Source organism: uncultured Porphyromonas sp., assembly GCF_902489635.1.
In the GTDB taxonomy this organism is placed as follows: domain Bacteria; phylum Bacteroidota; class Bacteroidia; order Bacteroidales; family Porphyromonadaceae; genus Porphyromonas.
Map to the genome: position 1 here is coordinate 96,258 of NZ_CABUAN010000002.1, position 15,772 is coordinate 112,029.

The 15,772-nt window shown below is 49.6% G+C and carries 12 protein-coding genes; all 12 read right to left on the bottom strand.

Annotated features, from left to right (window positions below; genetic code table 11):
* Nucleotides 1–24: 24 nt before the first annotated feature.
* The 12 genes from RDM37_RS00905 to RDM37_RS00960 all read right to left on the bottom strand — a co-directional run bounded on the left by RDM37_RS00905 (nt 25) and on the right by RDM37_RS00960 (nt 15,530).
* Nucleotides 25–1,839: a 4-alpha-glucanotransferase gene (locus RDM37_RS00905; RefSeq protein WP_308554359.1), complete on the bottom strand. Its 1,815-nt coding sequence runs from the start codon at nt 1,837–1,839 to the stop codon at nt 25–27.
* A gap of 314 nt (nt 1,840–2,153) precedes the next feature.
* Nucleotides 2,154–2,720: an elongation factor P gene (gene efp / locus RDM37_RS00910; RefSeq protein ID WP_293964568.1), complete on the bottom strand. Its 567-nt coding sequence runs from the start codon at nt 2,718–2,720 to the stop codon at nt 2,154–2,156.
* Nucleotides 2,721–3,445: 725 nt separating this feature from the next.
* A complete protein-coding gene (locus RDM37_RS00915; RefSeq protein ID WP_308554361.1) occupies nt 3,446–4,585 on the bottom strand; it encodes a DegT/DnrJ/EryC1/StrS family aminotransferase in 1,140 nt (379 codons plus the stop codon).
* A 177-nt stretch (nt 4,586–4,762) separates the two neighbouring features.
* Entirely contained in the window at nt 4,763–5,410 is a 648-nt protein-coding gene (locus tag RDM37_RS00920) for a NeuD/PglB/VioB family sugar acetyltransferase (RefSeq protein ID WP_308554363.1), read from the bottom strand.
* 7 nt (nt 5,411–5,417) lie between these two features.
* The gene (locus tag RDM37_RS00925; protein ID WP_025884122.1) at nt 5,418–6,020 is read right to left on the bottom strand and encodes a sugar transferase; all 603 of its coding nucleotides are present in this window, start codon (nt 6,018–6,020) and stop codon (nt 5,418–5,420) included.
* Between the two features lie 86 nt (nt 6,021–6,106).
* Nucleotides 6,107–7,279, bottom strand: a complete 1,173-nt coding sequence (locus tag RDM37_RS00930) for a glycosyltransferase family 4 protein (RefSeq protein WP_308554366.1) — start codon at nt 7,277–7,279, stop codon at nt 6,107–6,109.
* A gap of 29 nt (nt 7,280–7,308) precedes the next feature.
* On the bottom strand, nt 7,309–8,433 hold the full coding sequence (locus RDM37_RS00935; protein ID WP_308554368.1) for a glycosyltransferase: 1,125 nt from the start codon (nt 8,431–8,433) through the stop codon (nt 7,309–7,311).
* Nucleotides 8,434–9,931: 1,498 nt separating this feature from the next.
* The gene (locus tag RDM37_RS00940) at nt 9,932–11,197 is read right to left on the bottom strand and encodes an oligosaccharide flippase family protein (RefSeq protein WP_308554370.1); all 1,266 of its coding nucleotides are present in this window, start codon (nt 11,195–11,197) and stop codon (nt 9,932–9,934) included.
* A 35-nt stretch (nt 11,198–11,232) separates the two neighbouring features.
* Entirely contained in the window at nt 11,233–12,132 is a 900-nt protein-coding gene (locus RDM37_RS00945) for an arginase (protein ID WP_308554372.1), read from the bottom strand.
* Nucleotides 12,129–13,172: a hypothetical protein gene (locus RDM37_RS00950; RefSeq protein ID WP_308554374.1), complete on the bottom strand. Its 1,044-nt coding sequence runs from the start codon at nt 13,170–13,172 to the stop codon at nt 12,129–12,131. The genes RDM37_RS00945 and RDM37_RS00950 overlap by 4 nt, the downstream gene beginning before the upstream one ends.
* Before the next feature lie 25 nt (nt 13,173–13,197).
* Entirely contained in the window at nt 13,198–14,472 is a 1,275-nt protein-coding gene (locus RDM37_RS00955; RefSeq protein ID WP_308554376.1) for a nucleotide sugar dehydrogenase, read from the bottom strand.
* 89 nt (nt 14,473–14,561) lie between these two features.
* Nucleotides 14,562–15,530, bottom strand: coding sequence for an SDR family oxidoreductase (locus tag RDM37_RS00960; RefSeq protein ID WP_025884136.1), 969 nt, complete (start codon nt 15,528–15,530; stop codon nt 14,562–14,564).
* Between the last annotated feature and the right edge of the window lie 242 nt (nt 15,531–15,772).

A 15,772-nucleotide genomic window follows, 5' to 3' on the forward strand; every position in this document is an offset into this window, starting at 1 on the left:
GGGGATAAAAGTGAGGCGACACGCTTACAGCCGATGCGTCTCTGTGATCATCTGGCGAAGCTGTCGTATCCAGTCGTCTGGGAGCTCCTCGACATGGCTAGGCATACGATAGCACCAGACATGATGGGGATTGCTCGGGTCGTTGATCTGCTCGCTATGAGGATCGACCATGGCGCAGTGCTCAGAGCTCAGAGCTAGCCAGTCTTGCAGCGGCAATATGCAGAGTCGTGAGGGACTCTCTAAGTGTCGGCGCACGATGATCTCAGCCAGCTCGGGCGTGAGCGTGGTATCGTAGGGGACGCCGTAGTCAGTGAGGAAGTAATCGTAGTAGCGACGAGAGCGAGCCTCGTCTTCCGCCCACCAGAGGCGTAGTGGGGCACAGTCGTGCGTCGAGGTGGTGCCGACACTATCCTCGGAGAAGTAGGGTGCCGCCTCAAACTCGATACCGGCACTCTTTGGCATGCGCTCCACGTATAGCTTGAGGATGCCAAGCTCCTCTAGGACAGGGTAGACACACTGAGGGACCATCCCTAGATCCTCGGCACAAAGATGGATTGAAGTCAAGGACTTCAGGAAGGTTAGACGCTCCAGTCCACGCTCGCGCCACAGCTCTTCATTGCCACCGTAGTAATACTCCTCGCAGACAGCTCGCATACGCTCCTGCAGATCGGGCGACAGCTTTGCAAAGGGCGCAGTACTCGCCACATCGTAGCGCGGCACGTAGCCCGCATCGAGACGTTCGATCCAAAGGACCTGCGTCGTTGCAGGATTTTTGGTCGGCGCTATCCACTCCGGTCGTAGCGTCTCGGCGAGCCCTAGCTTGGCGATCTCACGCTTCAAGTAGCGTCGTGAGGGAAGAAAGTAGCCCAGCATCCCAGAGCGCCCGTCCCGTGGTATGGACCACATACGGAAGAAGCCCAGCACATGATCCACGCGCAGGTAATCGTAGAAACGCTCTAGATAGTCAAAGCGCTCTTGCCATAGCATTCTCCAGTTCCTGCGACAGGTTAGGATACCCCAGTTCTGCCCGTCCGGAGAGAAGTAGTCGGGAGGAGCTCCGCAGGAGAGCCGCTTGTTAAATTTGCGTGGATAAGCAATCGTGTCCGCTGCATGCGGATCTACCCCCACGGGCAGGTCTCCCATGAGTGCTAGCCCGTGCTGACGAATCGTTGCCACGGCACGGCGCATCTGTCGCTGCGCCACCATGTAGCAGTAAGCGTAGAAATTACCCGTACAGACGACCAAACGCTTGTTTTCCTGCTCCAGCTCCTTGACCCGCTTCATCGCATCCCAGAAGTCCCACTCCTCACGATTGAGGTCGGGCAATAGGTCTAGCGCCATTCGCATGCAGACCCAGTAGTGCCAGATGGGGGTGCTTTTAAAAGGGGCATTCCTGAGCGTCAACCCAGCATAGCGATTGATCATATCGGTGAAGTATGGCGAAGCGTCCACCTGCTCCGTAAAGGAGGCCCACAACCAGCGTCGCTTGAGCTGCCACACCGCCGTATAGTCGAAGGCCTTTTGCGCACTCAGCCGCTCAGCCTCCGCACGTAGCTCCTGCTCCAGCTGTTGATCCGCCAGCGGGGGGAGCTGATCCACCGCTATGTAGATCGGATTGAGGACCGTAGAGGCTAGCGGGCGATAAGGATAAGAGTCACGACTATCGCCATAGAGGGTGGTGTCTTCCAGCGGGAGCAACTGTATGATGCTCATCCCCATCCGCTCAGCCACTGGCGCAAAGGCCTCCAGAGCGGCAAAGTCACCACAGCCCGCATCGCCGTGGCGACGCAGACTAAAGAGGGGAACGGCTATCCCAGCCTGACGGGGCATCTGACTCATATTATATTATAGTGTCACCTCTACGGAGACTCTTGCAAAAGTCAATAGTCTCACAATCTTGCAAGCAAGATTGTCTAGACTTTGCAGAAAGGATGAAGCGCAAGGCACTGAGGGTGAGGTCTGAAGGGAGCATACATCCGTATGTGACCGAAGCCGAATCCCGAAAGCAACACAGCGATTTGCCTTTATGCAATAGTCTCCTGCGGTATATTCGGAGAAGCCATGCAGCTCTGATCGGTAGAACTACACGGCTTCTGCAGCATCGCCTCTCTGCGGTACGGGGCGACTGCTTGAGGAATATGTGCTAGTGTCGCTTACTCCTTGACACGCCCTACGTAAGAGCCGTCACGCGTGTCTACCGTGACCACATCGTCCTGATTGATAAAGAGTGGCACGCGGATCTCAGCGCCCGTCTCGACGGTAGCCGGCTTGAGACTATTGGTCGCTGTATCGCCCTTGATACCAGGCTCCGTATGACTGATGCGCAGATCGACGTGTGCCGGTAGTTCGCAGGTCAGCACTGTCTCGCTCTCAGCATGTACCATTGCCTCGACCATATCGCCCTCCTTGAGGAAGCGGACACCCTCGATCAGCTCGCCATTGATAGCGATCTGGTCAAATGTCTCAGGGTGCATAAAGTGGTAGCCCATATCATCATTGTAGAGATACTGATAGGGACGACGCTCGATGCGCACCTCCTCTACCTTGACACCACTATTCCACGTCTTGTCGATGATGCGACCCGTAGCAACATTGCGCAGCTTCGTGCGAACGAATGCAGGACCCTTGCCGGGCTTAACATGGAGAAACTCTACGATGAAGTAGTACTGCCCATCAATGTCTAGGCACATGCCATTGCGAAAGTCAGCTGTTGTAGCCATATACTATTTGTCTATTCTGTGAAGTTACTTATCGGTGCAAAAGTAATAAATCCTCAGCTACTACACAAATAACAAGCCAGGCACTCACCGCACGTGATGTATAGCGATTTGTAGGACCGCACGTGACGTGTCGCGATTTGTAGGGCCGCCCGTAACGTGTAACGATGATGTAGGGACGCACGGCTCGTGCGTCCGTCCCCGAACCAGCCAAGACGACTCTCTCCGATCACTCCGACACCTCCGATCACTCTGATAGCTCCAGCCAATCGCCAACAGCTAACAGCTAACAGCCAACAGCCAGCGACCAACACCTTTACATCTCTTTACAGGGAAATTCGTCCGATCCCATCCTTTCTCGAATCTCCACGTGGAAAATCTCAAATCTCCACGTGGATATTTTTTATTTTCCACGTGGGCGTGATTCATTTCTTCCGAAGTTTCATTTCATTCCTCCGAAGTTTCATTTGATTCCTCCGAAGAATTTTTTATTCTCCACGTGGAGATTTCAAAATCTCCACGTGGAAATCACTTTTCCCCGACACAGCACCGTGTCGATACGTAACCAACCTTAAATTATTGTAGCAGGCCAACCCTAAACGGAGGCTGTTGCAAAAGTCAACAGGCTCAAATAACGAGCGCACCTATGCACAAACGAAGAAGGCGTAGATCTACGGGGAGCTCAGTCTCCACAGATCTACGCCTTGCGACGCATCGTAACCGTCCGCTTACCTGCCCAAACTGCGGATCACAGCCACAATCCGCTGCAGATCCTCCTCCGTCACTAGCGTGCCGCTAGGCAGACAGAGCCCCCTGTCGAAGAGCCCCTCACTCGTACCATCCACATAGCGCGGTGCCTCTGCAAAGACAGGCTGCAGGTGCATCGGCTTCCATAGCGGACGGCTCTCGATAGACTCAGCCTCCAGCTGGAGCCTCAGATCCTCACGGGTGAAGCCCGCTTTATCAGGATCCACTAAGACGCAGGTGAGCCAGTAGTTGCTATCGTACTCCTCCGTGGGGGCGCACTTCACCTCGACGCCAGGACAGTCCGCAAGCAGGGCGCAGTAGCGGGCATGGTTGTGCCGACGCTTAGCCACATGCTCCTCGAGGACGAGCATCTGCCCACGACCTATACCCGCCGATATATTGCTCAAACGATAGTTGTAACCGATGTGCGTGTGCTGATAGTGTGGCGCATTGTCACGAGCCTGCGTAGCGTAAAAGAGAACACGTCGAGCCGCCTCCTCGCTGGGACAGATCAGAGCGCCACCACCCGACGTGGTGATCATCTTATTACCATTGAAAGAGAGTGCTCCGTAGCGACCTAGCGTACCGCACTTGTGCCCCTTGTACTCAGAGCCGAGCGCCTCGGCAGCATCCTCGAGGACAGGTATATCGTACTCCTCAGCGATCGCTAGTATCTCGGTCATCTTGGCGGGCATGCCATACAGATGAACCGGTATGATCGCCTTAGGCTTGCGTCCTGTCTGAGCTATGCGATCCTCGATGGCTTGACGTAGTAGGTCGGGAGACATATTCCACGTGTCCGGCTCGCTATCGACGAATATAGGTTTAGCCCCCTGATAAGTGATCGGGTTGGCCGAGGCTGAGAAGGTAAAGCTCTGACAGATCACCTCATCATCACGCCCCACGCCCAGCATGACCAGCCCTAAGTGCAGTGCAGCTGTGCCAGCACTGAGTGCTACGACATGCTTGCCTGGCGCTCCGAGGTAACGCGTCAAGTCCTCCTCGAAGCCATTCACATTGGGTCCCAGAGGCACCACCCAGTTGGTGTCAAACGCCTCTTGTATAAACTCCTGCTCTCGTCCTCCCATCTCAGCGAGTGAGAGCCAAATCTTCTGTCCCATACCTATTAGCTCTGATTTAATTGCCTACAAATGTAATGAAAATGGGGCTGATCCCAAGCCCCCTCGAGAGGAAATCTCTAGAGATTAGCTTTTGGCTTTTGGCCGTTAGCTTTTAGCCCATCAATCGCCAGTAGCTAACAGCCAATCGTTAACAGCCAATAGCCCCAATCGCCCTATCTACGACTTGAACTTGATAGGACGAGCGGGGCACCCCACAGCAACGCAGTCTGCAGGAATGTCTTTTGTCACTACAGCTCCTGCTCCTATCGTTGTGTTTTTTCCTATGGAGATACGATTGATGATCGAAGAGCTTGTACCCATGTAGACTTCCGCTCCGATATGAGTCTCCCCAGAGATGTTTACTGAAGGCATAAAAGAGCAGAAAGGCTCTATGACAGCGTCATGCCCGACCGTACAGCACAGGTTCAGCAGCGTAAAAGCTCCAATAGTTATATCACAAGTGAGGATCGTCCCAGCACAGCAGAGAACGCCCTCACCAATAGAGACACTCTCCTCGTCTAGGATCGTAGCATCGGGGCTGATCAGCGCAGGAAATGAGAGATGCTGCTTGTTAAGTCCGTCATAGACTTTGCGTCTTGTGTTTGAGTCGCCAATAGCGATTGCTACATCAAGAGCCTCTTGCTGAGCGTTGAGAGCCTCCACCTTGCCCAGTATGGGCAGTCCATGAATAAGTTTCCCGCATTCTGCCCCATCATCGTAGAATCCCTTGACACGCCACCGAGGCTCCTCCTTATTGATAGATTGTATAAGTCCTAAGATCTCTCGCCCCAGTCCTCCAGCTCCGATTATTACAATATCCTTCATAGTCTCTCTATCCTTCAAATGGCTCCATGGTGTCACAGCTAGCAGAGCTGATTCCCTCTCTTCTTAAGACCTTGACGATGGTACGCCATATAATAATACAATCAAGACGAAAAGAGAGATGATCTACGTACCAAACGTCCAGGGCGAACTTTCTCTCCCAGCTTATCGCATTACGACCAGACACTTGTGCCCAGCCCGTAATGCCAGGCCTCACTTCGTGGCGGCGCCGCTGTGATGCACTATATAGTGGTAGATACTGTACCAAGAGCGGTCGTGGTCCGATGAAGCTCATATCCCCCTTAAGGACATTCCATAGCTGAGGTAGCTCATCGAGCGAGGTCTTGCGGATGAAGCGACCAACGGACGTAAGCCGCTCCCCATCGGGGAGCAGATTGCCCTCCGCATCTCGCTCATCGGTCATACTCTTGAACTTGTAGAGCTTAAAGATTCGCTCATCCTTGCCTGGGCGCTCCTGCGTGAAGAACGCTCCTGCACCCTTATTGGCAAAGTGCAGCCACACCGTCACTACCAGTAGCAATGGCGACAGCACAATCAGCATAATGAGAGCTCCTATGAAGTCCAATATGCGCTTGATATACTTCCTATAGATCATATTCGTTATTAGGCAGGCTCGAGCCTCTACAAAGATAACGCTTCCAGTGCAAACTGTTATAGTCTAAAATCTACGCGAAGTGGCTACTTAGCATCCCCTGTCAAGCTTCGATACATCTCTAGCGTTGCCTGCCACACATCTTCCTGCTTATAGCGTGAGGCGATCAGAGGGCGAGCATTCTGCTGGCAGTGCGTGTAGAGAGCTTTGTCCTCCATCATACGCTTCATGGCCTGATATAGTGCTGCAGCATCGTGAGATGGTATGATCAGCCCATTCTCTCCCTCTATGATGATTTCGTTGCAACCATTGATGTCGGAGACAACGCAGGGAAGCTCCATAGCACCAGCTTGCATCACAACATTTGGAAAGCCCTCCCGATAAGAGGGAAAAGCCAGTGCATCCGCCGCAACAAACCAAGGGCGCACATCATCTTGCCACCCTGCACAGTAGATAGCTGGGTGACTCTGTATCGTATGATAGACATCCTCAGGTAGTGGGTCCAGCTTCTGCTCGAAGCCCCCTACGAGTAGCAAGCGAGCATCGGGGTGCTCTTGCTGCAGACGGGTGAACGCCTCCACCAGTTCACAGATTCCCTTGTCCCTCACGATCCGTCCCACAAAGATAAAGGTGAAGCTTCCACCCAGCTGCTTGCGAATCGGGTCTACAAGCTCTTCGGCAAATAGCGCCTTACAGAAGTGCTGCACATTAATTCCGTTGGAACTCCCATCTCCAATTACTCTTAGCTTGTCTGGTGATGCTAGCTTTAGAGAGATAATTGTGTCTCGTAACCTATGTGAGTTCGGGTAGACATAGGTGGCACATCTATAGGTAATTCGCTCAACCAAGTTTAAGACCTTGCGCTTGAATCCTCTATGAACAAGCAACGGTAACCCCGCCACAGTATGTATGCGTATAGGCACACGGCACAACCAGCCAGCCAGCATACCCATCAGTCCAGCCTTAGGAGTATGAGAGTGTATGATGTCAGGGCGCTCTTTGCGAATGAGCCGGATCATATCTCGGAGAGCTAAGAGATCCTCTTTGATACTAATAGGTCTGACTAGGTGAGGCTGTGGAATAAATCGCACTCCTTTTAGTTGTGCTATCCCCTCCTTTGGAAAGGGCCCCCCTGAGGCTGTGATGACCTGGTAACCCTGCTGCTGCATAAACTGAGCTTGTCCATCTATCAACTTAAAAGAGATCGAGCTCGTTACCACTCTCAGGATCTTAATCTTCTCTGTTGTCTTCGCTTGCATGACCAAAAACGAGGTTATATACGTCAGTTTTACTTGAGCCTATCTATTAGAGCATTCATCTTCTGCATAAAGAGCGTGATCGAGCGTTCGTTTAGCTCTCGGTTAAATAACGATCGATTCTCAGCTACAGATTCCTCTTCCAGCGACTCTTTCATCACCTTATATAAAGATGAAACCTGATTGGGCGGACAAGTTAAGATTCCATCTATCGTATCAATACCTCCTGCGCAGAGAGTAGAGACGACACGATCACACTGACTCATCATCTGCAAGAGTACATTGGGGAAGCCCTCTAGTAGCGAAGAGACGACACATAGTGTAGCCTGACGGAAGTAGGGATAAACATTCTCTACATTTCCCCTTAGCTCTACGACATGCTCCAATTGCAGCTCCTGTATGAGTGTTTCTAAGGTCTGACGACTTGCACCCTCTCCTAGGATCACGAGTCGAGTATCTTCAAATTGAGGCTCCTTGTGAAGTAAGGAAAAGGCTTTGATCAGCAGATCATATCCTTTGATAGGGATTAGTCTACCTGCAGCCACGATATAGCGATATGAGGGGGATAAGCATGTCTGCACACTCTTTTGAGCCGCATCGCTGATCTGTGCAAGGTCAATCGGGTTGGGTAGTACTTCAATCGCTTGAATACGCTTGGCTAATTGAGGAGCTCCTTGGATAAACTGCTCCTTCATCGTTTGCGTTTGGCAGATCAATAGATTGATGGCAGGGTACCCCAAGGCGTGATGTATCCTGAAGCGAAGAGGAGGTCTCTTATACCTCAAAAACACGGAGCAACTCTCACGAGCCACCAAAGTTTGGATAGAAAGTACATGAAGTCGCTTCAATAGCCCAGCAACCCCTGTCATATCGGTATGTGAGGTAAAGCAGATATCAAACTTGCGCCCACGAAGACGTATGAGGTTTAGTATAAGTTTGGGCATACCGCGCCACACGCTTTGTGACTGAGTGAAGATGAGCGATACGTTGGGCAGTTCTCCCAAACGATCCCATCCATGGTATATCCGGGCTGTCAAAAAAGCAATGGTTATCTGCGTATCACTATCTGTCGCAAGCTCTTTTGCGATGAGATGCAGTACCGTCTCTGCACCACCTTTCAAAGAGTCTGTCGGTAGAATCAGTAATATCTGTCTCATAGTAAGGGATGTGTCTATTGCTGTTTGTATGTTCGATTTGAGTTTGTAACAGAGCTTAGAGCTTTCATCTTTGACTGACAATATATAGTGCCTCTCAGAGTCTAACATCACAAGCAGCTGCGCCTATTCATTTGCTTACTGCTAGTTCTATATTTGCGATAAAGTTGTCGATTCTCCTGTGCTCTAGTTCTTGATCAAAGAGAGGACGATTCTTTCATACAGATCGTCTGAGTTCGGATATACCCTTAATGCGTACATCTGATGTGCGACTTAGTGTCGTTAGGTATAACAATCCATACAATAGGAATGGAAATATCATAGTCTTTTGGCGCATTGCAATACCTAGGTTAGACAAACCATAAGAAAGTCCTACTAGGAGGAATAGGGCTGATAAGAGTGGGAATCCGAGCTGTCCCCAATCTATCGAAAAGCGTTTTTTGCGTTTGAAGAGCAAGGCTAGCATTGTGAAAACAAACGCAATCCAAATAAGATTCTCAACGGAAGCTTCAAGGGTCAAAACGTTTCTAGCATCAAAGAACAATGGACGAAATAGGTAAGCTCCCATCTTGACAATGATTGGAGAATTACTTAGGTCTACAAATGTTCCTGTATCACTATAAGTTTCGGTAAAGCTGTCTGCATAATTAGCGACATCCGAGAGACTCTCAGACTTTGTAGCCTCAAGAAATCTATTGAATGTGAATGCTATACCAATTATAGAGATAGTAGCGATAAGTACTTTTGTGAATAGGTTGTACCTCCTTTTTGATAACAGAGCGGCGAGAAAAAAAGCCACAGCAACAACCCCTGCCACGTGGACTCTGATTATAGCTAGAGGTACTATCGCTAACAATATGAGCCACAATGGTCTCTTGAAGTGCCAAGCATAAATAATCAGAGATATAAGCAAGAAGCAGATTGAGTCCTTACCGATGGCACAAGTCCAGAAGTGAAGCTGTGGTAGAAGTAGTAGATACGTCCATCGACTTGTCCTAAAAGGTTTGATTAGATCTAGAGCGACTTCTAAAATAAGAGTCCAGCCAATTAAGCCTATAAGAGAGAATATGATGAAACACCCCAAATAGTGGAGTCCGAATAAATGTACTAGGGGGGAGCAAATAAAATAGATACTGCTCGTGGCGAATTGAAGATCAAGGATGTCAATCCAGTCTCCTTGAAATTCAAGAGTGATCAAATAATATCGTGTGCTATCACTACCATTAGGAAACCTTAGACTATAAAAATAGTAGAACAAGGTCATAGCAAAATGAAGTAGCGTAAGTAAGGAAAAGAGTCTTTTACCTCCACGGACCCTTTTGCTGAGCAAAAGAGCTATCCCCCAAAAGAAGACAAGAGACAAAACGTCTGCGACAGAAAAAAAAGATAGTTGGGATTGCATACTGCTGGTGATCTTCTATTTATTGGGCAGGATTATTCAATTGACGACCTAAGACAGACATCCATAAGGTGCTACAAATAAGAGATGCAAATCTCTTTTTCATACTCCGACGAGCCTTTGGTTTGACAGTTTTTTTATGGAGTATCTAATAAACATCCCCGTCCCCATTAAGAGTCTTGATAGCGTTAAGTTTATAGAAGCTCCAATTATTCCCAGGTAGCCAATCAAGGGATATGCTAGGATTAACCCAACGAGAGATGCTATAAGTGTATTTCTCATGACAACCTTATCTTGCCCTCTAGCTATAAAGTAGTTGACACCATATACATCATAGAGAACAACTCCAAAGACACCAACCATTAGTGTTGCCAAGATAGCCATATTCCCTTCTAAGGGCATATTTAGATAGAGAAAAACAAGCTTAGCGAAGACAACGGGGAGTAGACAGTAGAGGAGTCCTATCGCTATCATCCCCCTACTGTAGCGATTGAACTTCTGCTGATTACGTACAATGTTTGGGAATATCGCTCTTGTAAAGAGATCTGTTAGGGTCACGAAGATATCTGCCACCTTCTTGATGGCAGAATAGATGCCAACCATTGATATGGGTGCAACCAGTCCAAGGATAAATCCGCTCGTGTTATTGTACAGGGTTGGCACAAACTGGTTTATAAAGATTGGGAAGTCTACCCTTAGCCTCTTTGAGACATGCTTAAAGCAACATAGTCTGAACTTCAACCCGAGCAGTCGTCGTAACAATCTATGACTAATAAAAGCACTCGCTATATAGGCTACAGAGAGAGAGAGAGGATACACCCAAAGGTCTTCTTGCCCATGAATAAAAGCAAAGACGATAATAAGAAATATGAGACGAACTCCTGTGTTTAGAATAGCAATGTACTTCATTCGCTCTATTCCCTGATACATCCAGTCCGCAAGGAGAGCTCCGCCCCATATCATCGGTGTAAATAGCAAATAGAGAGTCGCATACTTTCTAAACGAAGGAATACTGAATACCAGTCCAATAATGAGTATCGATGAAACAAAGCAGAGAAACAACCTTGTCGAGTTAACCACCGTATAGATATACTGCAGGCGCATCTTAGACCCCTTGTTGGCTGCTACAAACCTTGTTCCTGTAAGATTGAACCCATAGTAAGCAAAGCCTATAAAATAGTTAATCAGCGCAAGAGCAAACATAATCTGCCCATACCCATCATTTCCGATGACCCGAAGTAGATAGGGTAGCGTGAGTAGTGGAATAAGAAAGTCTATCCCCTTCAACAAAAAAAGGGAGAGAAAGTTGCCAGCAACAACCTTGGTCTCTTTATTAAGAGGGCTCTTAACTCTTGTCAGTAACTCCATTGACTAGGTTTTTCTAAATCAAGGTGTAGCTCTCCTTACTCTTCTAGTATGATACTCAATACTTGTTGCATGATTCTTTCGGTCATGCGGTTTTGATCTAGATTGGCATTAAGCTCTACCAGATCAATTGACTTAACTAAATCCGACTGTACAACCTGTCGAACGAGGGTATACGCAAGAGCTGGCGTGATGCCATTCTTTTCTGGGACTCCCGTACCAGGAGCATATCTAGGATCAACTACATCCACATCAAAGCTGAGATGGATATGGTCGATACCTTTGCTCTTGATGTCAGAGAGGATATCAACGATAACCTCTGTGGGATCTGATGCGTTGAGTTGCTCAGAGCTACGGACGTACATATTGAGCTTAGCGGCCATCTCTATCTCTCCTGGATCTAAAGCTCTAGCTCCCAAGAAGTAGATGTTTTGAGGCTTTAAGAGCGGGCTTACTCCCCAAAAATTAGCGATATCAGCCTCTCCATACCCCATAAGATAGGAGAGATGCATGCCATGCATGTTTCCCGTTGAGGAGCTAGCCTCCGTATTGAAGTCTCCATGTGCATCGATGTATATAACGGCATAGTTGTCAGCTCCTTTAGCTAGACCAACACCTGCGATACTACCGAAGGCCATCACATGGTCACCTCCCACACATAGGGGAATATGTTGCTGCTCTATCGAATGCAGGACCCGCTCAGCCAAGGGACGGGATGCTGTTAAGATAGGATTGAGGAACTTGATCTTAGGATGTGAAGCATACTTCTCCTCCATGACGGCAGCCCTTGGCGTGCAGGGTAGGTCGCCCAAGTCATTCACTTGATGCTTAGCGGAGGTATAGCAACCATCCCGCCTAAGAATAGACGGGGTTAACTCGTTGCCATCTTTATCGCAACCTAAGTTGATGGGGTAACCTATGACATCAAATGTTTTCATGCTGTACCCTCTTTACTATACGAGACAGCTTTGATAACTTCTTCCATCATCCAGTATACGCCATTAAACGGCTCACGATGATGCTCTCCATCACGAGTCCAGTATCCATGCTCAAACTCATCCTCATCCAGTCCGTAGCAATAGGATACTTCTATCAGATATAACTCTCCAGACTCCTTCTCTCTGACAATGTCGAGAGCTACGGACTGTACTTCTAGCTTATCATAGCACTCAAAGGCAAACTCAACAACGTCTTGCGGAATTAGGGATGCGTCATATCTATCATCATGCCCTCCAGAAGCTCTGAAGTCACCTTCTCTACACATACGCACCATAGCTATTGCCTTATTGTTTGCAATCTCCAATCTATAGTCAAACCCTTCATTAGGGATAAACTCTTGAAAGTAAGCATAGCCCTTATGCCGTGGCAGTAAGTGTCCTCCCTTAAGCTTCGGGAAGAGATAGAGAGCAATGTACTTAGCGACATCATAAAGGCGACCTTTGCCCTTGAGGAAGTTCTGCCACTGAGTCTTTGCAGAAAAGAGAAGATTAGAGGGGGGATAGCCCCGCCCGAAAGCCTTGCGAACAAATCTCCTCGCCTGCTTAGCGGAGCGTGCTAGCCTTACATTGGCTGAGCCAGCTCCCCCTCTTAGCTTAAACACCTTAGGGAAGTCTGTCGTCTCAATCCACTCATAGGCACTCTTCTTATCATAGAATACCCATGACTTGGCAGCTTGCACCCCTAAAGCCTCAAAGAGGTACTTCTCCCCCACCTTGTCATCAAAGTGCCAACCTGTTCTAAAGTTGGGGAAGACGACCTTGCCGGCCTGCTCGAGGGAGAATAGTAGCTGCTTGGCGAAGAGGGTATCACTAAAGTTTGCATGATGGTGATGCCACATAAATGCATCGCAATCACTAACCTGCTCTACAATGTCTGTGTCATAAGGATTCACAACTTTGTAGGGAATACTATGCTCTTCGCAGTATTTAATCCAGTAGTCTGAAAAACTGCCTTTGCGGTCAGCTATAGCGATCTTCATAATATAGAGTGGCTCAGAAGGCGTGTTACAGTCGCTGGTCGTAAGTGTGGGGCGGGAGGAATGACTTGACGTCGTAGACGACAGCGTTGTCGGCCTTGAGCTTGTCGAGGTCGAGACCCTCGAACTCTCTGTGGGAGACGGCTAGGATGACAGCATCGTAGCGAGCCGTGGGGAGTTCGTTGTGTATCTCCACACCATACTCACGCTGTGCGATCTCAGGATTGGCCCAGGGGTCGTGGATGGTGACGTTGACATTGTACTCGCGGAGCGTCTTGACGATGTCGATCACCTTCGTGTTGCGCACATCGGGGCAGTTCTCCTTGAAGGTAAAGCCTAGCACCAGCACGTTAGAGTTCAGCACCTGTATACCCCGCTTGAGCATCAGCTTGACCACCTGCTCAGCGACATAAGCTCCCATACCGTCGTTCATACGCCGACCAGCGAGGATGATCTCAGGATTGTAGCCATACCGCTGCGCACACTGAGCTAAGTAGTAAGGATCGACACCGATGCAGTGTCCCCCGACAAGTCCTGGGCGGAAAGGCAGGAAGTTCCACTTAGTGCCGGCAGCTTCTAGCACCTCTAGCGTGTCGATGCCCATACGATCGAAGATCTTCGCCAACTCATTGACAAAAGCTATGTTGATATCTCTCTGTGAGTTCTCAATCACCTTAGCTGCCTCAGCCACCTTGATGCTAGATGCTAGGTGGGTACCAGCAGTGATGACGGAGCTGTAGACAGCGTTGACATACTCCCCCACCTCGGGTGTGGAGCCAGAGGTGACCTTCTTGATATGCTCTACGGTATGCTGCTTGTCGCCTGGGTTGATACGCTCAGGGCTATAACCTGCGTAGAAGTCCACGTTGAGCTTAAGTCCCGACACTTGCTCGACGACTGGGATACATTCGTCCTCCGTGACGCCTGGATAGACGGTACTCTCGTAGACCACGACGTCGCCCTTGGAGATCACCTTGCCGATGGTTGTGCTGGCTCCAATAAGGGGAGTCAAGTCCGGGTTGTGGTTCTCATCTACGGGGGTCGGCACGGCTACAACGTAGAAGTTGCAAGAGCGTATCTCCTCAATGTCTGAGGTACAGCGAAATCCGTTGTCCAAGGCAGACTGGAGAAGTTCGTCAGAGACCTCTAGGGTGGCATCGTGTCCCGCCATCAGAGCCTCGACGCGCTTGGCGTTGAGGTCAAAGCCGATGGTTGTATATTTAGTGGAAAAGAGTCGGGCTAGAGGTAGTCCTACGTAGCCTAGTCCGATAACGGCTATTTTGGCTTCTTTTAGAGCATTCATCTTTTATCGATTGTTTTGGATTTACGTTTGGTGGGGTGTTAGCTAAAAGCTAACGGCTAATGGCTAACAGCCAACAGCCAACAGCCAGCCTACAGGTTCTCCCAGTACCAGTCACAGCAAGCGGCTAAGCCTTGACGCATAGAGTACTTAGGGTCGTAACCTAGTAGTCTCTTAGCCTTGTCAATGCAGGCTAGTGAGTGCGGTATGTCACCGACACGATTGGGACCATGCTTAGGCTCGATGGCCGCAATGGCGGGGTCATGCTTGGAGAGGTTCTCCTTGAGGTAGTCGACCAACTGATTGAGTGTGGTGCGCTCTCCGAAAGCGGTGTTGTACACTTGGTTGACCGCCTCGGGAGAGGTGGTCGTCAGTGCACGCTCGTTCATCTGTATGACATTATCTATATAGGTGAAGTCGCGACTGTAGGAGCCATCGCCATTGATGACGGGTGCCTCGTGAGCCATCAGCTGCTTGACAAAGAGCGGGATGACCGCAGCGTAAGCTCCGTGAGGATCTTGCCTACGCCCGAACACGTTGAAGTAGCGTAGCCCGATCGTCTCAACGCCATAAGTACGCGCGAAGACATCAGCATATAACTCATCAACGTACTTCGTGATGGCATAAGGCGACAAGGGGCGACCGATCACCTCCTCCACCTTGGGGAGCTTCTCGCTATCGCCATAGGTCGACGAACTGGCCGCATAGACTAGTCGCTTGATGCCCGCATCGCGTGCAGCCACGAGCATATTGAGGAAGCCCGATATGTTGACCTCATTGGTCGTGATCGGGTCTTTGATAGATCGAGGAACAGATCCTAGGGCTGCTTCGTGCAGCACATACTCCATACCGTCGACCGCCTTGCGACAGTCGTCTAGCTTGCGTATATCGCCAACGATGAGCTCGAAGCGGTCGGGATAGGCAGCTAGAAGCGGTAGGATGTTGGCGGGCTTGCCCGTCGCAAAGTTGTCAAGACAGCGGACGGTGTGTCCTTCACGGAGGAAGTGCTCGCAGAGGTTGGAGCCTATGAAGCCTGCTCCGCCAGTGATTAGTAGTTTCATGTTTGTGTAAAGATGGGGGCTGAAAAAGGATTCTTTGACATCCAAGTGCAAATGTACATATTTCGGAGCAATCGGAAGAGGCAAAGCAGAATAAGATGCGTCTAATACGCAAGCTTCGCGAGTAACCTGTTGAGATGTTAGTCGTATCGTTTTGACACAACGGACGCCTCCGACTAGACACTCTCCGTGCGTCCCTACTTTAAGTTTGCAGAGTGAAAAGAAATCGACCCGAGATTAGGTCA